This is a genomic window from Pseudomonas sp. DP-17 (assembly GCF_022380625.1).
Classification (GTDB): domain Bacteria; phylum Pseudomonadota; class Gammaproteobacteria; order Pseudomonadales; family Pseudomonadaceae; genus Pseudomonas; species Pseudomonas nitroreducens_A.
Map to the genome: position 1 here is coordinate 231,652 of NZ_JAKSXG010000003.1, position 25,584 is coordinate 257,235.

The window sequence follows — 25,584 nt, forward strand, 5'->3', positions numbered from 1 at the left end:
CCAACCTACCAGCCGTCTCGAACACAAGGAGCAACTCCATGCAGTTGAAGTCGTTAGCGGTCTCGCTGTGCCTGGCATCCCTGATGCTGTCCGGCTGTTCAAGCAAGTACGTGGAACCTGAACAGTACTCTGGCTTCCTCAAGGACTACAGCGTACTCAAGGAAGAAAAATCGCCCTCGGGAGCCGCAGTGATGCGCTGGATAAAACCGGGCATCGACGTCAGCCAGTTCACCAGCGTGTACGTCGAACCGAGCCAGTTGTACCCGCAGCCGCAGCCGACCGAGAAGATTCCCCAGAGCACCCTGGACGGCATCACGAAATACTATGACCAGGCCCTGCAAACCCAGTTCGCCAAGGCGTTGCCCCTGGCCAGCGGCCCCGGCCCCGGCCCGGGCGTACTGATCGTTCGCCCCGCGATCACCGCCGTCAGCGCCTCCACCAAAGGTCTGCAACCTTATGAGGTGATCCCTATCGCACTGATCGCCGCGGGAGTCAGCACCGCCACGGGGATTCGCGACCAGGACACCAGCATCGCCACCGAGGCCGCATTCCTCAGCGGCAGCGACGGCAGCGTGGTCGCCGAAGTGGTTCGCAAGGGTGCCGGCACGGAACTGGAGAACTCCTCCCAGGTCATGACGGCCAATGACGCCAAGGCGGTGCTCGATGGCTGGGCACGGGACATGCTCAAATCCTTCGAACAGCTCAAGCACAAGTGATCGACAGGGCGCCGTGGCAGGCGCCCGTTTCGTACCACCCTGTTGCGGAGAAAGCCATGGACAGCATCCGCGGAACCGCCTTCCTGCAGTTCGGCGAACTGCTCGCCGAGCGAGGAGCGTCACTGCGCGACCATCTTTCCCCGCACCGGGTCAGCCTGGATGTGGTCGGCGACTACGAGAAAACCCTCTCCTACAAGAGCCTGGTGCAGATCTTCGAAGCCAGTTCAGGGGCCTTGCAGATGCCCGCGCTCGGACTGGAACTGGCCACCCGGCAGGGCTCGACCCTGCTGGGCCCGCTCCAGCACCTTGCCCGCACGGCTGCCACTGTCGGCGACGCCCTGGTCGCTGTGTTGCGCTACATGGGACTCTACAGCCCCTCCATTCACTACCGGCTGGAACAGCGCAACGGTCGCGCGCTGCTGTACTTCGACAACGCCCTGCCCTGCAGTACGCAGATACCGCAGATCGTCGAGAAGTCGGTGCTGCATGGCCGGCTGATAATCGCAGAACTGCTCGGCGCGTCGTTCAGCCCGCAGGCGGTCCTGTTCCGGCATCAGCCACTGGGCGACCTGGCAGCCTACCAGCGCTATTTCAATTGCCCGGTGAGCTTCGCCCAGGATCACAACGCCCTGGTATTGCGTACCTCGGACCTGAGACGCCCCTGTAACCAGGCCGATGCCACGCTGCATGAAATCGTAAGGTTCTACCTGGATGCCCACTGCACCCCGGAGGACAATCTCTTCCTTCAGCTGCAGCGCCACATCCAGGCGCTGCTGCCCAGGAGTCGTTGCTCGCTCGAGGAAGTGGCGCGCCTGCTGGGCATGAACTCCCGAACGCTGCAACGACGCCTGGCAAGCAGCGGAGTTGACTTCGAGGACCGTGTCGATGGCATCCGTCGGCAGCAGGCAGCCCAGCTGCTGCGCGAAACCGGCTTGACCGTTGCGCAGATTTCCGCCGAGCTGGGGTACAGGCGGACGACCTCTTTCTGCCGAGCCCATCACCGCTGGTTCGGCATGACGCCCATCGAGCATCGCCTGCAATCGCAGCCTCGATTCAAATCCGCGCCCCGCTGAACCCTTATTGTGCTGGGTTGCCCCACTGCCGGTTGATCGGCTCGAGTCGAGGGTCGTTCGGCGCAACCCGCTGCAAACGCTGCACATAGCCCCTGGCCTGTTCCAGCTGGCCCGCCGAGGTATGCAGGTAGATCAGCGCATAGAGCAGGTCCGGATCATCAGGCGAGCTTTCCAGTCCCTTGGCCAATGCTCCCGCCGCCTCGTCCGGTCGCCGCAACTGCGCCAGCAACAGGCCCTGGTTGTAGCGAACGCGGGCATTGCCCGGCAGCTCATCGGCGGCCGTGGACATCCATTTCACGCCTTCCTCAGGATTGCCGTGCTCCACCAACAACAGCGCCAGCATGTAGGCCAGATTGCCGTGATCGGTGGCTGGCAGCCCTTCCAGGGCGAGCCCCTCACGCAGCAGCTGCTCCGCCTTGCCACTCTGCTCGGATCCGCTGTAGAGCGTCACCAGATTCACCCGCGCAGGGATGAAGTGCGCATCCAGGCGCAAGGCTTGCTGGTATTGCTCGATAGCCTGCGCGGTCTCCCCGCGACGCTGCAGGAAGACGGCAAGGTTCAGGCGCCCGCCGGGCAGGTCGGCATTACCACGCAGGCGCCTCTCGTAGTCCGCCAACTGACCGGAAAACGCCGCGCGGCGCTCGGCGGGGAAGGACTCGATCGGCACATCGGCCAACGCCTTGACCGCCTCATCGCGGACAGCCAGAGTGCTGTCTTCCAGTTGGGGAAGCAACAGCCTGACACGGGCATCAGGCGGCAGACGAGCGAAGCCGGGAATCGCGTAGGCGCGAACCAGGGCGCTGTCATCATTGAGCGCCCAGCGCAGGGTCGTCAGCCCGGGCTGCCCCAGTTCGACCAGGCGCTGCGCGGCAGTCGCCCGAACGATGGGCGCACTACCGATATCAGCGATCACCGCGCCCAGCAGGCTCACCGAAGCGGGGTCGCCCATGCGCGCAGCATGGAAGGACTCGCCATAGTGTTTCGGTCGTTTCGGCGAGGCAAACCACCCATCGATGGCCTTGGCGGCCCAGGCCGGTTTCTGGTCGCGGTGGCAGGCCGTGCACGCATCGGGCGCCCCCGTCTGCTCGGCCAGGTCCGGACGCGGCAGACGGAAGTCATGGTCACGACGCGGGTCGACCACCATGTAGGTCTTGCTGGCCATGTGGCAATTGACGCACTGGGCCCCAGGCGATCCCGGCGGATGATGATGGTGTTCAGGGCTGTCGTAATTCTTCGCCTGCAGACTGGGGAAGCGCGCAACCGGCGGGTTGGCGTTGTGGCACTGCAGGCACAGGCCATTACCCTCGATGCGTACCTTGCCAGAGTGTGGATTGTGGCAATCGGTGCAGGCCACTCCGGCCGCGTACATCTTGCTCTGGCTGAATGAGCCGAACTCGTAGACTTCGCCATCGATCTGCCCGTCCGCGTGGTACAACCCCGCGCGCAGAGTCGCCGGCAGCGACGTATCCAATTGTGGGTGCCCTGGCTGCTGGCCTACACCAAGCGTCTGCCGGCGGCTGTGGCAGAAGGCGCATTGGCCCACCTGCTCCTTGCTCCCCAGCGACTTGAAGTCGAACGGCAGGCCAATGTCCGTCGCCGAGGCATAGGTCCTGATTGCGCTCTTGCTCTGCTTCGCCCAGTCGACATGAGCCTGGCCAGGGCCGTGGCAGCCCTGACAGCCCACCGTTTTCTCCTGCCAGGTGGTGGCGAAGGAATCGGTCTTGTCCTCATAGTGCTTCATCAGCCGGGTCGAGTGGCAATCGGCGCACATCGCGTTCCAGTTCTGGAAGCGGCCGGTCCAGTGCAATGCATCATCCGGCTCGAAGCGCTGTCCGGGATAGAGCGAGAACCAGCGCTGCCCACCGGCCTCCTTCGGCCGGCTATCCCAGGCGATGGTCAGTGCCTGCAGATGACCATTGGGGAACGCCACGAGGTACTGCTGCAGCGGGTAATGACCGAAGGTGTACTCAATGGGGAAGTCGCCGGGCTTGCCGTCGCGCCCTTCGGTGCGGACGTAGTAACGCCCTCCCTTTTCGTAAAACCGGGCACTGACGCCGGCCTCCTCGAAGCTCTGGTTGGCGAAGTTGCCCAGGACATTGGCTGCAGTCGCGTCGCGCATCGCCCATGCGTGATCGGAAGCCTGCCACTGCCGGGACTGCTCCTTGTGACAGCCCATGCAACTGGCCGCATCGGCATATCCCTCGCGATCCTTGGCCAACCCTGGCTTGGCCCCAGACGTGGCGGCCATCGAGGAACCACAGCCCAGCAACAGCAACAGCATCAGCACGTAGCGCAGCAGCACGCGGTTTCCTTACTCATCGGCCATGAGGGCTATGCGGTTTGACGAGTTCGCGCTGTTTGGCATCGCAGCCCAGCGACTTCGTTTGATTGCGACTCAAGCGTAGTTACGCCAAACAGGCTCTGCACAGCGTCATATCGAATTTATGGAAATCGCCCCGGCTTGCGCCCTCGGCAGGCCGTATACATGCTGGCGAAAATAGAGCTCGGTGGCTGCCTTTTCCTCAGGGCAGCAGCCGAGCACAAGTAAACAGGCAGAATCCGCCAGCGATTCTCGATCGCGTGTCAGAAGACGGCTATGCCGGAAATACAGGGTTGAACCTCTCCGCCGACCCAGATGGTCCCGTTGTCGCTTTCGATCTGTAGTCGCCCGCGGCGCCCGACTGCGGTCCCCTGGCTGACCGTGTAGAGATTGCTGAGGACTCCGGCACCGATCAGCCACTGAGCAAGGCCTGCGTTGAGGCTTCCCGTGACGGAGTCCTCGTTGCATTCTTCGCCCATGAATGTCCTGACTTCCACGTCTGCTTCGGCCCCCGGTCCAGCCCAAGGGGCAATCACTCCGACATTCAACCCTTGTAGCGCGGCGTAATCGGGTCTGATTCCGAGCACTTCATCGCGGCTTGCCAGCAGCACGCCCGCCCAGCCGGGACCATTGTCCACCCATTGGCTGGCGCGAATCTGTCCCGCATGGAGGCCCAGCCCCTGCTCGATCAGTTGCAACGTCATCGAATCCAGCGGCCCGCTGCGCAGCAGGGGCGGAGCGGAAAAGGCCAAGCGCAGGCCCTGCTTGCGTACACGAATCAGACCCGCCGAGCACTCCTGGATAATCTCGTGAGGCTCCAGGTTGTCTTGTTGGTTCAGCCACACCTGGCAGCTTCCCAGAGTGGGGTGGCCGGCGAAGGGCAACTCTCGCAGAGGGGTAAAGATGCGTACGCGATAATGCGCCTCCGGTGCTTGGGGCTTGAGCAGGAAAGTCGTCTCACTGAGTTGTGTCCACCGGGCAAACGCCTGCATCTGGTCGGTTGTCAGTTCATCGGCATCCACCACCACTGCCAGGGCGTTGCCTTCGTAAGGGCGCTCAGCAAATACATCAACTTGTTCGAACTTCAATGAGTGCGGCATCAGACTTCCTGGAAGATATTGGCTTACTACCGCCAAACGGATGGCCGAGACTAGTCGCTGGGCGAACCCAATGGAAGGGACCTGAAGCAGCAAGCTCCCCGGGGCAGGCAGCCATCGGCCAGAAGCGGAACGCTTGAGTCACCACTTCCAAGCCGGCTTGCGCATCAGCTTCAGAAACGCCAACTTCGAACAGCATCTGGCTGAAGCCCGACTATCCTTTGCTGCGTAGCGCCTGCCGGAACTCCTCCAGGCAACAAGGAGACACTTCTTGAATCGGATTCGCCTGCTGATTGCTTCCTGCCTGTCGCTGACTCCATTTCTCGTTGTTGCCCAAAGCCCGGAGGCCTTCCTCCAAGGTTCGGTGTTCGAGTTGCGCCGCGATACTTCTCCGGCGAGTTGCGTCGAATGGCCCAACGGGCTGCCGGATGGAGTCTGGGGCAACAGCGGCGATTACGTTGCCGATGGCGAACACATGAGCGCAAACGGCGATGTGCTCATCACCTCGGCCGTCTACAAGCCCACCGGTGTTCGGGTTTCGCACACTTTTTATAAAAGGCGGCAGTCCTGCCTGGCGGAAATTGCTGCACAAACACCCAAAAGCGTCCCGGCCAGCGACGACACCTACGTCGGCAAGCTGCAACGCGATTTCGGTGGTCGACTGTTTTTCAGCTCCGCCGAAGCCGAGGCCCTGGTCAGGAAGATCAACATCGACTGCAAGGCTCCCGACGGTCGCTACCTGCCGCTCTACAACGCATTGCTCGCACGTCTGGACGAAGCCAGCACGCCTGATGCCTGGATGGAAACCAGCGTCGTCAATACCGGAAAGAAGCTGCAGGTCTTCGATAGCGTCCGCCTCAAGAGCGGCCGAGAACTCACACCGCAGCTGACCCTGGAAATCAACGAATATGGTGGCTACGAAACCCACGGTGTTCGTCCGCAAGCGCTATCGAATGCCTGCTTCGGCACCTACGGCCCTATCTGGAAGTTCTAGCCCTCGTAAGTATTTGAATCTGCTGATGTTGTGTTTCTTCAGCAGCGAGATCGACTTACTCTCCCCGGCCGGCAAAAAGCTACGAATCGCCCATACTCAGTTCACACCTTTCACCACATGACGGGGCCCTTAGGGAGGCGCCCGTTTGCAGCGAGTGCCTGACCGGTTCGGTACAGATACAAGCCCCTGCTCTCTTTTCGTTCAAGCCTCCAGGGAGCGCGGGTGACGTGGCAGCCACAAATCAGCCGGCGGGAGAAATCCGCGTCGGACGCAATGGGCAGGGCCCCCAATGGCCCGCAAGGAATCACAAGAGGGCTGATCCATGCCACATGACGGGAGCCTGCTGCAGGCGACGGTAATTTTCCTGCTGACAGTCGTCATTCTCGTCCCCCTGGCGCAGCGCCTGAAGCTGGGCGCCGTGCCGGGCTACCTGCTGGCCGGCATCCTGATCGGCCCGTCCGCGCTGGGCCTGGTCAGCCATCCGGAGAACGTCGGCCGCCTTTCGGAGATGGGCGTGGTGATGCTGCTGTTCATCATCGGCCTGGAGCTCTCCCCGCGCCGCCTGTGGATGATGCGCCGCTCGCTGTTCGGCGTGGGATCGCTGCAAGTGGGCCTGACCGCCCTGGTGCTCGGGCTGATCGCCTTCCTGCTGTTCGGCCAGTCGCCTGCCGCTGCCGTGGTGCTGGGCGTGGGCCTGGCGCTCTCCTCCACCGCCTTTGGCCTGCAGGTGCTCGCCGAGCGCAAGGAGCTGGGCAAACCCCATGGCCGGCTGGCCGTGGGCATTCTTCTGTTCCAGGACATCGCGGCCATTCCGCTGATTGCCGTGGTGCCGTTGCTGGCAGGCAGCGGCGATCCGTCCGACGAGGGCGTGCGCCCACTGCTGACGGTCGCCGTGGGTATCGGCATCGTGATCATCGGCGGCCGTTACCTGCTGCGCCCGGTGTTTACCTGGGCGATGGGCTCGGGGTTGCGTGAACTCTCCACCGCCACCGCCCTGCTGGTCGTACTGGGCACCGCCTGGATCATGGAGCATGTAGGCGCTTCCATGGCGCTGGGAGCTTTCCTCGCCGGCATGCTGATGGCCGAGTCGCAGTTCCGCCATGAGCTGGAATCGCAGATCGAGCCACTCAAGGGCCTGCTGCTCGGCTTGTTTTTCGTCGGCGTGGGCATGACCGCCGACCTCAGCCTGCTGATCAGCGCGCCGCTGCTGGTGCTGGGGCTGACGCTGCTGCTGGTGGGCATCAAGCTGCCGTTGCTGTTCGGCCTGGGGCGCTTCACCGGCGGCTTGCAGCGCTCCGAGGCGATCTGCCTGGGCGTGGTGCTGGCCTCCGGTGGCGAGTTCGCTTTCGTGGTGTTCAAGCTGGCCCTGGATCACCAGCTGCTGGAACAGCAAGTGCACGACGTGCTGGTGCTGGTCATCACCCTGTCGATGGCGGTGGTGCCGCTGGTCATGATGGCGCTGGCCCGCCAGATACGCGGCGACGCGCCTGCCAGCGCCGTGCCGGATGGGCCGCCGGAAGTGAGCGACGAGCCGCGCGTGGTCATTGCCGGCATGGGACGCATGGGCCGGGTGGTCGCCAACCTGTTGCAGGCCCAGGGCGTGCCGGTGGTGGCGCTGGATACCTCGATGGACGCCCTGGTGCGTCAGCGCAAGGAGGGTCGCGTGCCGGTCTATTACGGCGACCCGACGCGCGCGGAAATTCTTCATGCCGCCAAGGTCGGCGAGGCGGAGCTGGTGATAGTCGCCACCGACGACCCGCAGATCAACCTGGATACCGTGGACGCCCTTGCCCGCCTCTACCCGAAGACCCGCGTGATCTCGCGCGCGCTCAACCGTCAGCAGGTCCTGCAATTGCTCGACCGCGGCGCCAACCCGGTTCGTGAAACCTTCCACTCCAGCCTGGAAATGGCCCGCCGGGCCTTCATCGAACTGGGCGTCAGCGAACAGCAGGCCGCCACCTGGGTTCGCCGCTATCAGCAGCAGGAAGTGCAATCGCTGCTCGAACTGCATCGCCAGGGTCGTGACGACGAGCCGGGCGGCCGCTTTGACGACGATGGCTCAAGCGGCGTTCCTGCCGGTGTTACGCCGGCCGCCAAGCAAGACTCCCGACAGTCCCACGAACAGCCCCACGAACACCCCCAGCCAGGCGCCGACCCGCGCATAGACCGTCCCGCCTGAGGAGAAAAGCCATGCAACCCGGATTCAAGCTCGACGGCGCCCTCTCCCAGGGCATGCTCGACATTCTCATCAAGGCGGGGCTGGTGGCCGCGCTGGTGATCTTCTCCTTCGAAGTGTTCCAACCGTTCCTGGAGCTGATGCTCTGGTCGGTGATCCTCGCGGTCACCCTCTACCCCGTGCTGCGCTGGGTGAAGGCGCGCACCGGGCTGAAGGACGGCCACGCCGCGACGCTGATCGTGCTGTTCGTGCTGCTGGTCCTGATAGCGCCGATCTACCTGATGGCGACGTCCATCGCCGACTCTGTCGACAGCGTCGGCGCCATCCTCAAGAGCGGTACCTTGAGCGTGCCAGCGCCTTCGCCATCGGTGGCCGAATGGCCGTTGATCGGCCCGCGCGTCTATGACTTCTGGCTCGCCGCCTCCAACAGCCTCAGCGATGTACTGCGCAGCCTCATGCCCAACATCAAGGACGCCGGACGCATGTTGCTGGGCGCGGCCGCCAGCGCCGGCGGCGCTTTCCTGCTGTTCATCGGGGCGATCATCATCTCCGGCATCATCATGGCCTTCGGCGAGATGGGCACCATTGCCGCGCAGCGCATCGCCATGCGGATTTCCGGCGCGGAACGCGGCCTGCACATTTCCGCGCTGTGCACCGCCACCATCCGGGCGGTCGCCCTGGGCGTGATCGGCATCGCCCTCATCCAGATGCTGCTGATCGGCATCGGCTTCGTGATCAAGGGCGTGCCGGGGGCAGGCATCCTGGCCCTGATCGTGCTGGTGCTGGGCATCGCCCAGGCGCCAGCGAGCCTGATTACCCTGCCGGTGATCATCTACGTGCTGAGTACCGAAGGCTTCACCGGCACCACCATCGTGTTCGCCATCTATATCTTCGTCGCCGGTCTCGCCGACAACGTGCTCAAGCCGCTGCTGCTTGGCCGCGGTGTCGACGTGCCAATGCCGGTGGTGCTGATCGGCGCCCTCGGCGGCATGGTCGTCAAGGGCATCATCGGACTGTTCATCGGCCCGGTGATCCTCGCCGTGACCTACAAGCTGTTCTGGCAATGGGTCGACCAGCAGGTGCCGAAGCTGGACAAGCCCGCCACTCCGGCCGAATGATCGCGAGAACGCCATGCCAGAGCGCGCCAGCCTCCGCCCCCTGTTCCTTGTCGCCCTGCTGGGCGGCTGCACCCAGGTCGGTCCGGACTACCAGAAGCCGGTGCAGCCCTGGCTGGACGACTGGAGCACGCCACTGCTGAACCAGGCCAGCCATCGGGCGGCTGCGCCGGATTTCAGACGCTGGTGGACGGTGTTCGCCGACCCGACGCTGGACGCCCTGATCGCCGAGGCCGACGCGCATAACACCAGCCTGCGCGTGGCCGGGCTGCGCATCGCCGAAGCACGCGCACAACTGGCCATCGCCGAGACCGGGCGCTATCCGCAGTTGCAGCAGATCAGCGCCGACAGCCTCTACCTCAAGCAGAACCAGCACGGCACGCCCAGCGCACGGGACTCGGTGTTCTGGCAATCCAGCGTTGGTTTCGACATCGGCTGGGAGATCGACTTCTGGGGCCGTTTCAGCCGCGCCATCGAGTCGGCCGACGCGGCGTACTTCGCGTCCCAGGCCAACTATGCCGACGCCATGGTGCTGCTGCGAGCCCAGGTCGCCGACACCTACTTCGGCCTGCGCACCGCCGAGGCGCGGCTGGACATCGCCCGTGAGAACGCCAGGCGCCAGGAGCGCAGCCTGGAGATCACCGAGCGGCTGTTCCGCCACGGCGAAAACGACGAACTGGACTGGCAGCAGGCGCGCACCCAGTACCTGGCGACCCAAGCGACCATCCCCGAGTTCGAGAACCAGGTGAACGCCCTGCGCAACATCCTCTGCGCCCTCCTCGGCCGCCCGCCAGGCGAGATGCCGGAGCTGGTCGCGAGACATGGCCAATTGCCGATGCCCAACGGTGCAATTCTCCAGGACGTGCCGGCCAGCCTGCTGCAGCGCCGGCCGGACATCCGCGCCGCCGAACAGGCGGTGGCCGCGCAGTCCGCGCTGGTGGGTGTCGCCGAAGCCGACCTGTACCCGTCGCTGAGCCTGATCGGCAGCCTCGGCTGGAGTTTCGTTTCGGCCAATAACCTGCCCGACAGCTTCAACCTCGCCGCCGGCCCGAGCCTGATCTGGAACCCTTTCGATTACGGACGGCGCAAGAACGCCGTGCGCGTGGAAGATGTGCGTCTGCAACAACTGATCGAGTTGTACCAGCAGGACGTGCGCAACGCGGCGCGCGAAGCCGACGACGCAGCCAGCGGACTGGTGCGCTCGCTGCAGAGCGCCGGCATCCGTGAACAGGCCTCGCAGGCGGCGCAGCGTTCGCTGAGCCTCGCCAGCTCGCAGTACCGCGAGGGCTTCGCCGACTTCCAGCGCGTGCTCGATGCCCAGCAACTGCTGTTGCAGCAGCAGGACGGCTACCTGGTCAGCCGCGGCAACGCGGTCAGCAGCCTGGTGGCGCTGTACAAGGCCCTGGGCGGCGGCTGGGACAGCCAGCGCCCGCCCATTGATTCCGCCACCCGGCAACAGATGCAGCAACGCACCGACTGGGGCGACCTGCTCGATGAGCCCGCCCCCACCGCCCAGGATCAAGGAAGCCCGAAATGAGCGACACCCCCGCTACCCCACCGGCACCGCCCTCGCCCCCGGTTCCCGGAAAGTCTGCGCCGGATCGCGGCATGCGCCTGGTGTTGCTGCTGATCGTCGTCAGCCTGGCCTGGTACCTGCTCGCCGACCGCTTCACGCCCTACACCCAGCAGGCACGGTTGCAGGCCTACGTGGTGGCGGTGAGCGCCGAGGTCGCCGGCCCGGTGAAGCGCGTGGCCGTGGGCAACAACCAGGAAGTGCGCAAGGGCGACGTGCTCTTCGAACTGGACCAGGAGCAGTACCGGATCGCCTTGCAACGCGCCGAGGCAGAGCTGGACACGGTGCGCCGGCAGATCGGCGCAAGTACCGCCGGCATCGATTCGGCCCAGGCCTCGCTGGCCGCTGCCCAGGCCAACGAACGCAAGGCGCGGCAGGACGCCGAGCGACTGCAGCGGCTCTATCAGGAAGACCCCGGCACGGTTTCCGTGCGGCGGCTGGAGTCCGCGCAGGCGACCCGCGAGCAGGCGGCCAGCCAGGTGGCGGCAGCCCGCGCCGAGGTCGAGCGCGCCCGCGAGCAGCAAGGCGGCCACGACGAGGATAACGCTCAGCTGCGCAGCGCCATGGCCAACGTCGCCAAAGCTCGTCTGGATCTCGCCCGCACCACGGTACGCGCCGACTCCAACGGCTTGATCACCGACCTGCGCACCGACGTCGGCCACTACGTCGGCCCCGGCAGCCCGGTGATGACGCTGATCGCCATCCACGACCTGTGGATCAGCGCCGACATGACCGAGAACAACCTCGGCCGCCTGCGCAACGGCACGCCGGTACTGGTAGTGCTCGACGCACTGCCCGGCGAGCTGCTCAAGGGACGCATCCGCAGCATCGGCTATGGCGTCAGCGTCGGCCAGGGTACACCTCCGGGCTCGCTACCGACTGTGCAGAACAGCCGCGAATGGCTGCGCTCGGCGCAGCGCTTCCCGGTGATCGTCGAGCTGGACCGCGACCAACTGGAAAGCCCCGCCGGACTGCGCGTCGGTGGCCAGGCCGAGGTCATGGCATTGCCCAGCGAAGGCAACCCGCTGAACCTGCTCGGCCGCGCGTTCATGTGGCTGATGAGCTGGCTGTCGTATGCCTATTGAGCTGCGGCGGCGCCGGGCGCTTCGGCTGGCCTGGGGCACGGCGCTGTGCCTGGCGGCGAGCTACGGCATCGGCATGCCCATTCCGTTCCTCGCTCCCGTGCTTGCCGTGCTCCTGCTGGCGATGCGCGCCCAGGCGCTGCCGCTCAAGGCCGCACCGGCGCTGGCACTGCTGGTGATGCTCAGCTGCGGCATCGGCCTGCTGCTGATCCCCTTGCTGCGCCACGCGCCGCTTACGGGGGTGCTGCTGGTGGGCGTGGGTCTCTACTGCGTGTTCCGCTACGCGCTGCGCGGCGGCAACGGCCTGCTGGCGAACCTGCTGGTGATCGGCCTGACCATGATCGCCGCTGCCGGCACCAGTGATTTCACCCTGGCGCTATCGGTGGTGGAAGCGCTGGCCAAGGGCATGCTGCTGGCCGTGTTGAGCACGGCGGTGGCCCACGCCCTGTTCCCGGAGCCGGCCGATGCGCCCTCGCCCCCCGCTCCACCGTTGCCCAATGAGCAGGATGTCGGCTGGATCGCCCTGCGCGCCACGCTGATCGTGATGCCGGCCTTCCTGCTGGCGATCATCGCGCCGGACCGCTTCATGCCGCTGATCATGAAGTCGGTGAGCCTCGGCCAGCAGGCCGGGGAAACCCGCGCGCGCCACGCCAGCCGCGAACTGATCGGTTCCACCCTGCTGGCCGGCGTGCTGGCAATGCTGGTCTGGAGCGCCCTGAGCCTTTTCGTGCATCTATGGATGTTCTTCCTCTGGGTGCTGCTCTTCACCCTCTGGCAAGGGCGTCGCCTGTACGCCGCAGTGGCCACGCGCAAGAGCCCGGCCTACTGGGTCAGCTGCCTGACCACCATGCTGATCCTGCTCGGCCAGTCAGTGGCGGACAGCGCCGGTGGCCAGGACGTCTACCGCGCCTTCGCCATCCGCATGGCACTGTTCCTCGCGGTATCGCTGTACGCCAGCGGCATGCTTATCTGGATCGATGGCCGCCGCGCGCAGGCCCGGACGACCTAGGGTTTCCAGTCCACCCCGGAGTCGGCCAGGTAGGCATCCACGGCCGCGCCCAGCGTCGGGTGGAAGGCCGACTCGCCCAGGCCCTCGAACAGCTCGAACTGCTTCATCTTGTCCTTCACCGGGTCCTTCATCTCGGCGAACTGCAGTTCGACACCGCGCTGCTCCAGCTGCTTGTCCAGTTCGGCGAGCATGTCGGCAGAGGTGATGTCGATGCTGGTCACCGGGCTCGCGGCGATCACCAACCGCTGCACCGGCGTCGGTGACTCGTCCAGGGCAGCCAGTACCTGGTTCTGGAACTGCTCGGCGTTGGCGAAGAACAGCGGCGCGTCCCAACGCAGCATGACCAGTCCGGGGATGCGCCGGGCATTCGGGTAACGCGTTACGTCGTGATAGCCGCGCACCCCGTCGACCCGTCCGAGCACCGCGTGGTGCGGCCGCCAGCCGTCCCAGAGAAACTCGATCACCGAGATCACCACGGCAATACAGATGCCCGGAATGGCGCCGAACACCGCCACGCCAGCGAAGCAACCGATGGACAGCCAGAACTCCCAGGGCTGCATGCGATAGATGCGCTTGAGGTCGGCGAATTCGAACAGGCCCAGCGCGGCGGCGATGACCACGGCGGCCAGCGCGCTGTTGGGCAGGTGCTCCATCAGGTTCGGCGCCATCAGCAGCAACAGGGTGACCGCCAGCGCGCCGATGATGCCGGTGAGCTGGGTTTTCGACCCTGCCGCCTCGGCCACCGGCGTGCGCGAGGAACTGCTGCTGATGGGAATACCCTGGAACAGCCCGGAAGCGACGTTCGCCACACCGAGGCCAAACATTTCCTGGTTGGGGTTCACCGGACTCTTCAATCGCGCGGCATAGGTACGCGACAGGACGCTGGTGTCGGCGAAGGACACCAGCGCCACCGCGACGCCGCCCAGCATCACTTCCAGCAGATCGATATCGCTCACCCACGGGAAGGCGAAGGACGGCAATCCTTGCGGCAACTGCCCGAGCACCTTGACCCCGTGGCTGCCGAGGTCGAACAGGCTGACCGCCAGCGTCGCCAGGATCACCGCGATGAGAATGCCTGGAATGCGCTTGTACGGCTTGAGCAGCAGGATCAGCACGAGGCTGCCCGCTCCCACCGCAAAGCTCGTCCAGTTGGCGCGTCCTTCCAGCAGAGCCTGGCCCAGACTCCAGATATCACGCAGCGGCCCTTCGCTGTCGACCTTGATGCCGAACAGCTTGGGCAACTGGCTGACCAGCACGGTAAGCGCGATGCCGTTCATGTAGCCGTAGCGGATCGGCTTGGACAGCAGTTCGGTGATGAAGCCCAGGCGCAACAGGCCTGCAATCATGCACACCGCACCGGACACCAGCGCCATCAGACTGGCGATGGCAATTGCTCGTTGCGGGTCGCTCGCCGCGTACTGCACCACCACCGCGAGGATGGGCGCGGCCAGCGCCGAATCGGGGCCGAGCACCAGAATTCGGCTCGGACCGAACAGCGCATAAGCCAGCAGCGGGATGATGGTCGCGTACAGGCCATAAATGCCCGGCACGCCGGATGCTTCGGCATAGGCGATACCCACCGGTACCAGCATGGTGGTCAGCACCAGGCCGGCGGCGAAGTCCTTCGGCAGCCATCTCGCCTGGTAATTGCGCAGGGTGACGAGACCCGGCAGCCAACGCTGCCAGTCGAAGCCGGAAGGTTTCCGTGGTGAAGTATCGGGCATGAGGGTGACGGCTCCGGGCGATGGCGGCGAAAGCCCCGTGCGAAGGGGGTCTTCCCGTTCCCTAGCGTAGATCAGCCATCCACCGGCTGGCGGTGCTCCCGGTCAAGAACGCGGTTCTGCGCTGCCGCCCGCCTCGCAAGAAGCGGGGCCTGACGGCGATTCACCGATCAATCACCGGCGCTGGCCAGCAGGCGTCGAGCACGACTCAGCACCGGCGCATCGACCATCTGCCCGTCGACCTGGAAGGCCGCCGCGCCGCTCTCGGCAGCTGTCACCACCCGCCGCGCCCAGTCCAGTTCGTCGGCGTTCGGGGCCAGCGCCGCATGGGCAACGCCCACCTGCTTCGGATGAATGCACAACGCCCCCAGCAAGCCCAGGTCGCGGCCATGGCGGATGGTCGCGGCAAAGCCCTCGGCGTCGTCGAACGCCGGGAAAACCGTGTCCAGCGGCGGTTGCAGGTCGTTCACCCGCGAATGCAGCAGCAGGTTCAGGCGCACCTGGTCATAGACCACGGCGGCGGCCGGGGTGCCGCTGTTCATGCCGATGTCCAGCGCCAGGTCGAGGCCGCCGAAAGTCAGGCGCTCCACGCCCTCGCAGGCAGCGATTTCACCCAGGGCGAGCAGGCCGCGGGCGCTCTCTATCAGCGGCCAGACCGGCTTGCCGCAGGACGCGGCGATGCGCACCTGCATGGCGCGCTCGGCCTTGGGCAACAGGATGCCGATGACACCCGGCAGGCGCCGGCACAGCTCCAGATCGGCCGCCTGCTCCGGATCGCCAGCGGCGTTCACCCGCACCCGCACGCGGGCCTCCGGGTTGGCGCCGAGGAAGGCTTCCAGATTGTCCCGGGCCTGGGCCTTGAGCGATGCCTCGACGGCGTCCTCGAAGTCGACGATCACCGCGTCGGCGCCGCTGGCCAGGGCCTTGGCGAAGCGCTCCGGGCGGCTGCCGGGAACGAACAGCGCGGTTCGTACGATGGAATCCGCCTGGCTTTGCTGGATCATTGGGTCCTCCTGGGTCATACCGCACCCTGCTCGTGCAGGCGCTGGATATCACCGGGGGTATAGCCCAGTTCCCGCAGCAGGTCATCCGTCTGCTGACCTAAAGCCGGCACAGCGTCCATGCGCGGCGCATAGGCATTGCTGTTCACCGGCGGCAAAAGCGCCGGTAGGCGACCAGCCGGGCTGTCGATCTCACGCCAGCGGTCGCGGGCGGCCAGTTGCGGATGCTGCCACAGGCCGCGCATGTCGTTGACGTGGGCGTTGGCGATCTGCGCTTGTTCCAGGCGCTCGACCACCTGCTCGGCGCCGAGGCTGGCGAAGGCTTCGACGATCAGCGTGCGCAAGGCATCGCGGTTGGCCACGCGCAGGCTGGTCGCGGTAAAGCGCGGATCGGCCGCCAGCTCCGGACGCTGCAGGACGACCTCGCAGAACAGCTTCCACTCGCGCTCGTTCTGCACGCCGAGCATGACGCTGCCGCCATCGCCGGTGGGGAAAGGCCCGTAGGGGTAGATGGTGGCGTGGGCGGCGCCGGCGCGCGGCGGCTGCGACTGGCCTTCGAAGGCGTAGTACATGGGAAAGCCCATCCACTCGGCCATGCCTTCGAGCATCGACACCTCGACGCGACTGCCCTCCCCCGTGCGCCCGCGCAGCAGCAGCGCGGAGAGGATGCCGCTGTAGGCGTACATCCCGGCGGAAATGTCGGCGATGGAGCAACCGGCCTTGGCCATCTCGTCCGCGCCCGGCCCGCCGGTCACCGAGAGGAAGCCGCTCTCGCTCTGGATCAGCAGGTCGTAGGCTTTCTTCTGCTCGTAGGGGCCGCCTTCGCCGTAGCCGGAAATGTCGCAGACGATCAGGCGCGGGAAGCGCTCGTGCAGCGCTTCGAACGACAGGCCCAGACGCGCGGCCGCGCCCGGCGCGAGGTTCTGCACCAGTACGTCGGCGGTTTCCAGCAGTTGCTCCAGCACGGTCTGCGCCGGCTCCTGCTTGAGGTCCAGGGACAGGCTTTCCTTGGAACGGTTGGTCCAGACGAAATGCGAAGCCAGGCCGCGCACGCGCTCGTCGTAGCCGCGGGCGAAGTCGCCGACGCCAGGGCGCTCGATCTTGATTACGCGGGCGCCGAGGTCGGCCAGCTGGCGGGTGCAGAACGGCGCAGCAATGGCGTGTTCCAGGCTGACGACGGTGATGCCGTCGAGGGGGCGCGAACTCATGGGCAACTCCAGACGCCGGCCGACTGGCCGACGCGAATTCTTCAGAAATATCGGGCGGTGGGACCGGGCGGCCAGGCCGCCCGTGAGACTCTCTTGGGTGGAAGTCGTCTTCAGTGGAAGACGCCCAGCTCCGGCAGCTCATGCAGACGCCAGCAGGCCTGCACCAGGCGGTCCGCTTCAGCTTCGCTGCGCTGGCCGGCGAAGGCCAGCAGGCGGCGGAACTTGTCTTCCAGTTCCGCGCGACTCAGGCCGTTGCCAGGATCGCCCTTGGGCTCGTCGATCGCGCCGTGCAGCTGACGGCCGTCGGTGGTAAGCACGTCGACGCGGCCGAGCCAGCGCCGCGGGTAGGCGCCGTCCACTTCGGGGTCGAGCTGCATGCTGACCTTCTCGCGGAAGGCCGAGACCTCGGTGTCGCTCAGGGAGAACTTCTCGAACTCCACCAGCCCGGCCTTGCCGTGCACGGCGATCAGGCCCAGCACGGTGCCCATGGAGAACTTCGCCTGGTGCACCGTCTGTGGCACCACCACGCGGCCGAGCACGTCGATGGCGCCCTGGTGCGCGCGGGCGGTGACCTGGGCGATGTCGCCATGCCTGAGCCCTTCGCGCTGCATCAGGCCCAACAGCGCATCGGCGGCGGGATGGGTATGGCGGCAGGAGGCGTGGAACTTGTAGGAGGTCTCGCACAGCGCCCAGCGGGTGCCCAGCCCGTCCACCAGCCTGCTCGGGTCGGCGTCGCTGGACATGCCGGCGGCCATGCCCTGCTCGCCTTCGAGGATGTTCTGCGCGCCGGTCAGCCCATCGGCCGTCAGGTAGGCGGCGAGCAGGCCGTCAGCCGCGGCTTTGGCAGTGTGCAGCTGCTTGGAGTCAGCGGCATCCCGCAGGAATTCCCAGAGCCCGGCGGCCTGGGTGCCGGCGCTGCCCAGGCAGTTGACGAACTGCCGGCTGTCCAGGCCCAGTAGTTTGCCCACGGCCACTGCAGCAGCCAGGGTGCCCACCGTGGCGGTGGTATGGAAGATGCGGTAGTGCGAGCGGCCGAGGAACTCGCCGATGCGGATACCGGCCTCGTAGCCGGCGACGCTGGCGAGGATCAGCTCGCGGCCGGACTTGCCCAGCTCCTGCGCAGCCGCCAGGGCCGCCGGGAACACCACGGTGGCCGGGTGCAGCACGGAGCTGTTGTGCAGGTCGTCCTGCTCCACCAGGTGCGAGCTGGCAGCGTTGACCAGCGCAGCGAAGTAAGCGGAAGTCGAGGTGCCGTCCACCAGCACGCGGCTCTTGCCGCTCGCCGGGCCCATGCGCTGGGCGTAGCGCTGGAACAACGGGATCGGGTGGCGGTTCTGGCTGGCCAGGGCCGAGCCGAGCCAGTCGAGGAACAGTTCTTCGGTGTACTCGACCACGGACGCGGGCAGGTCTTCGTAACGCAGGCCGGCAAGGAACTCGGCGAGGGCGTGGGTATTGTTCATCGCTTGTCGTCCCGGTCGATCAGAAAGAGCGCGGCAGTTCGAGCAGGTGCTCGGCCACGTAGGACAGGATCAGGTTGGTGGAGATCGGCGCCACCTGGTACAGGCGTGTCTCGCGGAATTTGCGCTCGACGTCGTACTCGTTGGCGAAGCCGAAGCCGCCGTGGGTCTGCAGGCAGGCGTTGGCCGCCTCCCAGCTGGCCTTGGCCGCCAGGTACTTCGCCATGTTGGCGGCGGCGCCGGCGTTCCGGCCGCTGTCGTATTCCTCGCAGGCGCGCCAGCGCATCAGGTCAGCGGCCTCGATCTCGATGTGCGCCTCGGCGATGGGGAACTGCACGCCCTGGTTCTGCCCGATGGGCCGACCGAACACCACGCGGTCGCGGGCGTACTGTGCGGATTTCTCGGTGAACCAGCGGCCATCACCGATGCACTCGGCGGCAATCAGTGTGCGCTCGGCGTTGAGGCCGTCGAGGATGTACCTGAAGCCCTTGCCCTCTTCGCCGATCAGGTTGCCGGCGGGGATTTCCAGGTTGTCGAAGAACAGCTCGTTGGTCTCGTGGTTGACCATGTTGGCGATGGGCTGCACGGTCAGGCCGTTGCCGACGGCTTCGCGCAGGTCGACGAGGAAGATCGACATGCCCTCGGACTTTTTCTTCACCTCGGCCAGCGGCGTGGTGCGGGCCAGCAGGATCATCAGGTCGGAGTGCTGGATGCGCGAGATCCACACTTTCTGGCCGTTGACCACGTACTTGTCGCCCTTGCGCACGGCGGTGGTCTTGATCTTGGTGGTGTCGGTGCCGGTGGTGGGCTCGGTCACGCCCATGGACTGCAGGCGCAGTTCGCCGCTGGCGAGCCTGGGCAGGTAGTAGGCCTTCTGCTCGGCGCTGCCGTTACGCAGCAGGGTGAACATGTTGTACATCTGCCCGTGGATGGTGCCGGAGTTGCCGCCGCAGCGGTTCACTTCTTCGAGGATCACCGAGGCCTCGGCGAGGCCCAGGCCCGAGCCGCCGTACTCCTCCGGGATCATCGCCGAGAGCCAGCCAGCTTCGGTCATGGCGCGGACGAACTCCTCGGGGAAGCCTTTCTCTTCATCGATTCTGCGCCAGTATTCGGCGGGGAACTCCGCACACAGGGCGCGAACGCCTTCACGGATGGCCTGGAGCTCTTCGGGGGTGGACGTCATCGAAACACCTCATGTCTTTCTTGTTGGAGGCACCTTCACGAGGTGCGGTCAGTCGAATTCCACTTCGCCGCGCTGGGCGATACCGGCGCCATTGCCGGCCCAGACTTCGGCCTTGCCGGGGCTAATCAGGCGCCCAGCGACTTCGAACGGTTCGGGACTGATCAGCGGACGCAGGCCACGGTAGGAATAACGACGCAGGCGTGCCTGAGGGTTGGCGCGGCAGAAGGCGCGCAGGTTCAGGGTGCCGATCAGCGGGCCGTGCACCACCAGGCCGGGGTAACCTTCGGCCTCGGTGACGTAGGGCCAGTCGTAATGGATGCGGTGGCCGTTGAAGGTCAGCGCGGAGTAGCGGAACAGCAGGATCGGCGATGGCACCACCGCCTCGCTCCAATCGCCGGCTGGCAGCGCTTCGCCGCTGGAGAGCTTGGGCGGGCTGGGCTCGCGGTAGACGATGTCCTGCTCCTCGCTGAAAGCCAGGCGGCCGTCCTGGGTGAATTCGTGGCGCAGGGTGACGAACAGCAGCGAGCCGGTGCGGCCGTGCTTTTCCTCGACGTTCAGGATAGTGGTGGTGCGCTTCGCCACACCGCCGACGCGCAGCGGCTCGTGGAATTCCAGACGACCGCCGGCCCACATGCGGTTGCGCCCATCGGCCGGGGGCAGGAAACCGCCCCGCGCCGGGTGGCCGTCGGCGCCCAGGCCCGGCTCGGTCACTTCATCCTGGAAGAACATCCAGTGCCACAGCGGCGGCAGCGCCTCGCCGGCAGCCGGGGCCTCTTCGGCCAGGGTCACGGCCAGGCGGCGGACCAGCAGCGTACTCAGTTCTTCCTCGCGCTCCTGAGAGCGGCCGATCCAGTCGGCATAGGGCGAATCGCTCATTTCGGACCTCTTGGCAGGTTGGGTGAACGGAGCATGCAACAGGGCTTGCGTTAGTCGAATCCACATTTTCATAATCCGGCGTTAAGCTGCACCGAACGCCACTCCCATCCCCAAGCCTAGCGGGAACCCGTTACATGCATTTCGATCTCGCCGACCTGCGCCTGTTCATCCACATCGCCGAGGCTCCCAGCCTGACCCAGGGAGCGCGCCGCGCCCATCTCTCGGCGGCCGCCGCCAGCGCGCGGATCAAGGCGCTGGAAGGCCAGCTCGACTGCCGCCTGCTCTACCGCGACAACCGTGGCGTCGAGCTGACCCCGGCGGGCCAGCGCCTGTTGCAGCATGCGCGCCTGATCCTGCGCCAGGTGGATCACCTGAAAAGTGACTTCAGTGGCCAGGCGGGCGATCAGGTCGGTCACATCCGCATCTTCGCCAACACCACGGCGGTCACCGAATTCCTCCCCGAACTGCTGGCGGACTTTCTCGCCGAACGCCCCGGCGTCAGCGTGGACCTGCAGGAGCGGCTGAACCGCGACATCGTCCGCGCCATCCTCGACGGCTCCGCGGACCTGGGCATCGTTGCCGGCCCGGTGCGCGCCGAAGGCCTGCAGGTCATCCACTTCAGCACTGACCGCCTGGTCCTCGCCGTGGCCCCGGGTCACCCGCTGTGCGCCCTGCCCCGGCTGACGCTCGCCGACACCCTGGATTATCCGCACATCGCCCTGCATGAAGGCAGCACCCTGCAGAGCTTCCTGCGCGAACGCGTGGAACGCATGGGCGGCGACCTCAACCTGCGCATCCAGGTGGCCAGCTTCGAGGCCATCTGCCGGATGGTCGAAGCCGGGGTCGGCATCGGCGTGATCCCGGAAACGGCCGCCGTGCGCCACAGCCGCACCATGAACCTGCAGATACTGGCGCTGGACGAGCCCTGGGTGGTTCGCGAGCGCAGCGTGCTGCTGCGCGATCGCGAAGCCCTGCCCGCTTGCGCCCGCGCACTGGTGGACCTGCTGCGCGGCCTGCAGGACAGCGCCACGGGACAGCCAGCGGACTGAGTGCCGGCTGCCTGGCCGTTTTTGCATTCTGCCAACCACAGCCATATGATGAATATATGTTTTGTAATGATTCATATGGAGACTGATCGTCCATGGGCATCATCAACCTCGACGACGACCTGCACGACCAGCTGCGCCGCGCCAGCTCCGTGGCCTGCCGCTCGATCAACGCCCAGGCCGCGTTCTGGATCAAGATCGGCATGCTCTGCGAGCTGGAACCGACCCTGAGCTTCAACGAGATCGTGACCCGCGAACTCCAGGAGGCCGGGGTGAAATACCCGGCCATGGCGGGCGCGAAATGATCAAGACCTCGGCAGAACTGGCGCTGATGGCCGAGTCCGGCCGACTGCTGGCGAAGGTCTTCGGCTTTGTCGACAGCCTGTCGCTGGAAGGCATGACCACCCTCGAAGTGAACGACCGGGTCGAGCGCTACATCGTCGACGAGCTACAGGCGCGCCCGGCCAGCAAGGGCCAGTACGGCTTCGCCTACGTGCTCAACTCCTCGCGCAACCAGGTGGTCTGCCATGGCGTGCCGTCCGCAGCGGACCGCCTGCAGGATGGCGACATCGTCAACTTCGATATCACCCTGGAAAAGAACGGCTTCATCGCCGACTCGAGCAAGACCTACCTGATCGGCAAGGTCTCACCGGCGGCAAAACGCCTGGTGGAGATCACCTACGAGGCGATGTGGAAAGGCATTCGCGCGGTGAAACCCGGCGCCCGCCTCGGCGACATCGGCCACGCCATCGAGCGGCACGCCCGGCAGAACGGCTACAGCGTGGTCGAGGAATACTGCGGCCACGGCATTGGCCGCGAGATGCATGAGCCGCCCCAGGTGCTGCATTCCGGTCGCCCGCGCACCGGCCAGGTGCTCAGGGAAGGCATGACCTTCACCATCGAACCCATGCTCAACGAGGGGCACTCCGGGGTGAAAACCCTGGCGGACGAGTGGACCGTAGTCACCCTCGACGGCAAGCTCTCGGCGCAGTTCGAGCACACCGTGGCGGTGACCGCCAAGGGCTTCGAGGTCCTCACGCTGCGCCCCGAGGAGCGCAGCGCCGGGTACTGATCGCCGCTCAGCCGTCGGTGGAACGGGTGAGCGCTTCCCAATGGCTGATCTCCTCTTCCAGTGCGCAGAGCTTCTGCCGTACCAGGCCCAGCGCATCGCTGCCCAGCAGCAGGTGCCGTGGCGGCACCGGCGCCTCGATGACCGCCAGCATCGCCTGCGCGGCTTTCGCCGGGTCGCCCAACTGCTTGCCGCTCTTTTCCTGTCGCGCCTGGCGCACCGGGTCGAACAGCGCGTCGTAATCGGCGATGGAACGCGGACTGCGAACCATGGAACGCCCGGCCCAATCGGTGCGGAAGGAGCCTGGAGCCACCGCCGTCACCGCGATACCGAAGCCTTCGACTTCCTTGCCCAGCGCGTCGCTGATGCCCTCCAGGGCGAACTTGCTGCCGCAGTAATAGGCGATGCCCGGCAGGGTGATATAACCGCCCATCGAGGTGATGTTGAGGATGTGCCCACGGCGGCGAGTGCGCATGGCAGGCAGCACGGCCTGAATCATCGCCACGGCGCCGAAGACGTTCACCTCGAACTGCCGGCGCATCGCCTCCAGCGGTGACTCCTCGAGAATGCCTTCGTGGCCGTAGCCGGCACTGTTCACCAGCACATCCAGCGGGCCGAAGCTCGCTTCGATTTCAGCAACCACACCTGGGATGGCATCGAAGTCGGTCACATCGAGCAGGCGCCCGAAGACCTGCCCGGGCGCCAGTGCTTCCAGTTCGGCGCGGGCCTGCTCGGTGCGCACCGTGCCGACCACACGATGTCCAGCTGCGAGCGCCTCACGAGCCAGGGCCAGGCCGAAGCCGCTGTTGGCGCCGGTGATCAGGAGGGTCTTGAAAGATGACATGGGGATGACTCCATTGCGGGGGAATTGAGTGCACAATACTCAGCGCCACTTCCCTTCAAGAGACCTCAACCTCTGATTGTATTGCCTGATTCTATGAGAAAAGACGACGACGCTCCCCGGACCGACCAGGCGCGCATGACTGCCCTGCTCGCCGCACTGGCTCCTCAGGAGGGCTACAACCTCACGGCGCTTCCGGGCGTGCGACTGCTCCGCTCGAACCGACCACTGGCGCGCACTCCGGTGCTCTACGATCCCGGCATCGTGATCGTCTGCCAGGGCTGCAAGCGCGGGTACTTCGGCGATGAGATCTACGTTTACGACGAACAGCACTACCTGGCCGTCGCGGTGCCGGTGCCCTTCACCATGGAAACCGATGCGACTGCCGAGCGGCCGCTGCTGGCCATCTACCTGCACCTGGACTTCCAGCTCGCTGCCGAGCTGATGTTGCAGATCGACTCGATAGGCAAGCCATGCACCAAGGACGCCCCGCGCAGCCTGATCTCCAGCCCAATGGACCCGGCGCTGACGCAATCGGTGCTGCGTTTCCTCGAAGCGCTGGGCGACCCGCTGGAGGCGGCCGTCCTCGCACCGGCCCTGCTGCGCGAGCTGTACTTCCGCGTACTGACCGGCACCCAAGGCAACACCCTGCGCGCGGCGCTGGCCATGCGTGGCCGCTTCGGCAACATCGCCAGGGCCCTGCAGCGCATCCATACGGGCTACGCGCAGCCCATCGACCTGCCGCAACTGGCCAATGAGGCCGGCATGAGCGTTCCGTCCTTCCACAGCCACTTCAAGGCCATTACCCGCACCTCGCCCATGCAGTACCTCAAGTGCACACGGCTGCACCAGGCGCGTCTGCTGATCGTGCGCCAAGGCATGACGGCGCAGGCGGCGAGCCTGGCGGTCGGCTACGCCAGTGCCTCGCAGTTCAACCGGGAGTTCAAGCGCCTGTTCGGCCGCACGCCACTGGCGGAGGCGCAGCGCATGCGGGAGAACTTCGCGATTCCGCCAGCGCAGGAAGCTTCGGCTTACGTCTCGTCTCACTGAACCCGCCAGATATCTTCTTGATAATTCCAGGAACCGTCCAATTGACGATCATTTATTGCCGCCAATAATGCATTACAGCAACTTAACGCCAGAAACTGGCGGGTGGTTTCACCTAGAATGCTGGTTCCCCCAGGAGCCCCACATGCAACCGCTCGACTCTCCCACCCGCCCCGAAGGCCTCGCGCCATGACCTGCGCCCTGTCCCTGGAGGCGCTCGCCTACGACCACCAGGATGGCGAGGAAATCCTCCCGCACTGCCATGCCCAGGCGCAGCTGATCCACTCGATCTCCGGCGTGATGCTGGTAGGCGCGGCGCAGAAGAACTGGGTGGTTCCGGCCGGCCACGCGCTGTGGGTGCCGCCGGGCACCGAGCATCAGATCCGCATGTTCGGCAGCGTGCGCATGCGCACGCTGTTCATGCCTGCCTCCACCTGGCCCTGGGGTGGCCAGTACTGCCAGCTGATCGCGGTGACGCCCCTGCTGCGGGAACTGCTGGTCGCCGCCAGCGCGATACAAGCGGGTGACGGCAGCGAGCACCGCCGCCGTTGCCTGCACGAGTTGCTGCTGGTGGAGATGGACGCGGCACAAACAGTCGGCATCCACCTCGCCATGCCACGGGACCCGCGCCTGCTGCGGCTGTGCAACGCGGTGATCGGCGCTCCGGCGGACGAAACCGGCATGGAGGACTGGGCGCAGCAGCTGAACATGAGCAGCCGCACCCTCGCCCGTCTGTTCCAGCGCGAACTGGGGATGAACTTCGGCGACTGGCGCACCCGCGTGCGCATGGTCCTCAGCCTGCAACGCCTGATCGCCGGCGCCTCGGTGCTGGAAGTGGCGCTGGAGCACGGTTACCAGAGCCCGAGCGCCTTCTCGCAGACCTTCAAGCGCATCCTCGGGCAGTCGCCCAGCCACTACCAGGCGGTTCGCGGCTGAGCAGCTTGTCATTTTCGCGAGGCTGGTTGTCGGCGGTGCGAGAG

22 protein-coding genes are annotated in these 25,584 nt (G+C 65.9%); 13 read left to right on the forward strand and 9 right to left on the reverse strand.

Annotation, left to right across the window (positions count from 1 at the left end; translation table 11 throughout):
* Positions 1-38 precede the first annotated feature (38 nt).
* Entirely contained in the window at positions 39-716 is a 678-nt protein-coding gene (locus MJ122_RS08375) for a DUF3313 domain-containing protein (RefSeq protein ID WP_239743666.1), read from the forward strand.
* 56 nt (positions 717-772) lie between these two features.
* Positions 773-1,789, forward strand: a complete 1,017-nt coding sequence (locus MJ122_RS08380; RefSeq protein WP_239743668.1) for an AraC family transcriptional regulator — start codon at positions 773-775, stop codon at positions 1,787-1,789.
* Positions 1,790-1,793: 4 nt separating this feature from the next.
* On the opposite strand, the gene MJ122_RS08385 is transcribed toward MJ122_RS08380, so the two are convergent.
* Complete coding sequence (locus MJ122_RS08385) at positions 1,794-4,037, reverse strand: tetratricopeptide repeat protein (RefSeq protein WP_239743910.1); 2,244 nt, start codon at positions 4,035-4,037, stop codon at positions 1,794-1,796.
* 335 nt (positions 4,038-4,372) lie between these two features.
* On the reverse strand, positions 4,373-5,209 hold the full coding sequence (locus MJ122_RS08390) for a PhzF family phenazine biosynthesis protein (protein WP_239743671.1): 837 nt from the start codon (positions 5,207-5,209) through the stop codon (positions 4,373-4,375).
* Positions 5,210-5,477: 268 nt separating this feature from the next.
* Here MJ122_RS08390 and MJ122_RS08395 point away from each other — a divergent pair, with 268 nt between their 5' ends.
* The 6 genes from MJ122_RS08395 to MJ122_RS08420 all read left to right on the forward strand — a co-directional run bounded on the left by MJ122_RS08395 (position 5,478) and on the right by MJ122_RS08420 (position 13,155).
* The gene (locus tag MJ122_RS08395) at positions 5,478-6,200 is read left to right on the forward strand and encodes a hypothetical protein (protein ID WP_239743673.1); all 723 of its coding nucleotides are present in this window, start codon (positions 5,478-5,480) and stop codon (positions 6,198-6,200) included.
* A 322-nt stretch (positions 6,201-6,522) separates the two neighbouring features.
* Positions 6,523-8,379, forward strand: coding sequence for a monovalent cation:proton antiporter-2 (CPA2) family protein (locus MJ122_RS08400; RefSeq protein WP_239743675.1), 1,857 nt, complete (start codon positions 6,523-6,525; stop codon positions 8,377-8,379).
* Between the two features lie 11 nt (positions 8,380-8,390).
* Entirely contained in the window at positions 8,391-9,494 is a 1,104-nt protein-coding gene (locus MJ122_RS08405) for an AI-2E family transporter (protein ID WP_239743678.1), read from the forward strand.
* Between the two features lie 13 nt (positions 9,495-9,507).
* Positions 9,508-11,028, forward strand: coding sequence for a TolC family protein (locus MJ122_RS08410; protein WP_239743681.1), 1,521 nt, complete (start codon positions 9,508-9,510; stop codon positions 11,026-11,028).
* Positions 11,025-12,149, forward strand: coding sequence for an HlyD family secretion protein (locus tag MJ122_RS08415; protein ID WP_239743683.1), 1,125 nt, complete (start codon positions 11,025-11,027; stop codon positions 12,147-12,149). The genes MJ122_RS08410 and MJ122_RS08415 overlap by 4 nt, the downstream gene beginning before the upstream one ends.
* Positions 12,139-13,155, forward strand: a complete 1,017-nt coding sequence (locus MJ122_RS08420; RefSeq protein WP_239743686.1) for a DUF2955 domain-containing protein — start codon at positions 12,139-12,141, stop codon at positions 13,153-13,155. Before MJ122_RS08415 ends, MJ122_RS08420 begins: the two co-directional genes overlap by 11 nt.
* Here MJ122_RS08420 and sulP read toward each other — a convergent pair.
* The 6 genes from sulP to MJ122_RS08450 all read right to left on the reverse strand — a co-directional run bounded on the left by sulP (position 13,152) and on the right by MJ122_RS08450 (position 20,601).
* A complete protein-coding gene (gene sulP / locus MJ122_RS08425) occupies positions 13,152-14,879 on the reverse strand; it encodes a sulfate permease (protein ID WP_239743689.1) in 1,728 nt (575 codons plus the stop codon). The genes MJ122_RS08420 and sulP overlap by 4 nt on opposite strands.
* Before the next feature lie 167 nt (positions 14,880-15,046).
* Entirely contained in the window at positions 15,047-15,880 is an 834-nt protein-coding gene (locus MJ122_RS08430) for a CoA ester lyase (RefSeq protein ID WP_239743691.1), read from the reverse strand.
* 14 nt (positions 15,881-15,894) lie between these two features.
* Positions 15,895-17,085, reverse strand: a complete 1,191-nt coding sequence (locus MJ122_RS08435; RefSeq protein ID WP_239743693.1) for a CaiB/BaiF CoA-transferase family protein — start codon at positions 17,083-17,085, stop codon at positions 15,895-15,897.
* A gap of 110 nt (positions 17,086-17,195) precedes the next feature.
* Complete coding sequence (locus tag MJ122_RS08440; RefSeq protein WP_239743694.1) at positions 17,196-18,545, reverse strand: MmgE/PrpD family protein; 1,350 nt, start codon at positions 18,543-18,545, stop codon at positions 17,196-17,198.
* 19 nt (positions 18,546-18,564) lie between these two features.
* Entirely contained in the window at positions 18,565-19,725 is a 1,161-nt protein-coding gene (locus MJ122_RS08445) for an acyl-CoA dehydrogenase family protein (RefSeq protein ID WP_088421573.1), read from the reverse strand.
* A 48-nt stretch (positions 19,726-19,773) separates the two neighbouring features.
* Complete coding sequence (locus MJ122_RS08450) at positions 19,774-20,601, reverse strand: MaoC family dehydratase N-terminal domain-containing protein (RefSeq protein WP_239743697.1); 828 nt, start codon at positions 20,599-20,601, stop codon at positions 19,774-19,776.
* Between the two features lie 134 nt (positions 20,602-20,735).
* Here MJ122_RS08450 and MJ122_RS08455 point away from each other — a divergent pair, with 134 nt between their 5' ends.
* The 3 genes from MJ122_RS08455 (at position 20,736) to map (ending at position 22,719) form a co-directional block, all read left to right on the forward strand.
* A complete protein-coding gene (locus tag MJ122_RS08455) occupies positions 20,736-21,650 on the forward strand; it encodes a LysR substrate-binding domain-containing protein (RefSeq protein ID WP_239743700.1) in 915 nt (304 codons plus the stop codon).
* 92 nt (positions 21,651-21,742) lie between these two features.
* Complete coding sequence (locus MJ122_RS08460; RefSeq protein WP_239743703.1) at positions 21,743-21,952, forward strand: ParD-like family protein; 210 nt, start codon at positions 21,743-21,745, stop codon at positions 21,950-21,952.
* A complete protein-coding gene (gene map / locus MJ122_RS08465) occupies positions 21,949-22,719 on the forward strand; it encodes a type I methionyl aminopeptidase (protein ID WP_088421569.1) in 771 nt (256 codons plus the stop codon). Before MJ122_RS08460 ends, map begins: the two co-directional genes overlap by 4 nt.
* 7 nt (positions 22,720-22,726) lie before the next feature.
* On the opposite strand, the gene MJ122_RS08470 is transcribed toward map, so the two are convergent.
* Positions 22,727-23,560, reverse strand: coding sequence for an oxidoreductase (locus MJ122_RS08470; RefSeq protein WP_239743706.1), 834 nt, complete (start codon positions 23,558-23,560; stop codon positions 22,727-22,729).
* A gap of 93 nt (positions 23,561-23,653) precedes the next feature.
* On the opposite strand from MJ122_RS08470, the gene MJ122_RS08475 reads away from it, so the two are divergent.
* The gene (locus MJ122_RS08475) at positions 23,654-24,607 is read left to right on the forward strand and encodes an AraC family transcriptional regulator (protein ID WP_239743708.1); all 954 of its coding nucleotides are present in this window, start codon (positions 23,654-23,656) and stop codon (positions 24,605-24,607) included.
* 186 nt (positions 24,608-24,793) lie between these two features.
* Positions 24,794-25,540, forward strand: coding sequence for a helix-turn-helix transcriptional regulator (locus MJ122_RS08480; protein WP_239743712.1), 747 nt, complete (start codon positions 24,794-24,796; stop codon positions 25,538-25,540).
* Positions 25,541-25,584 lie beyond the last annotated feature (44 nt).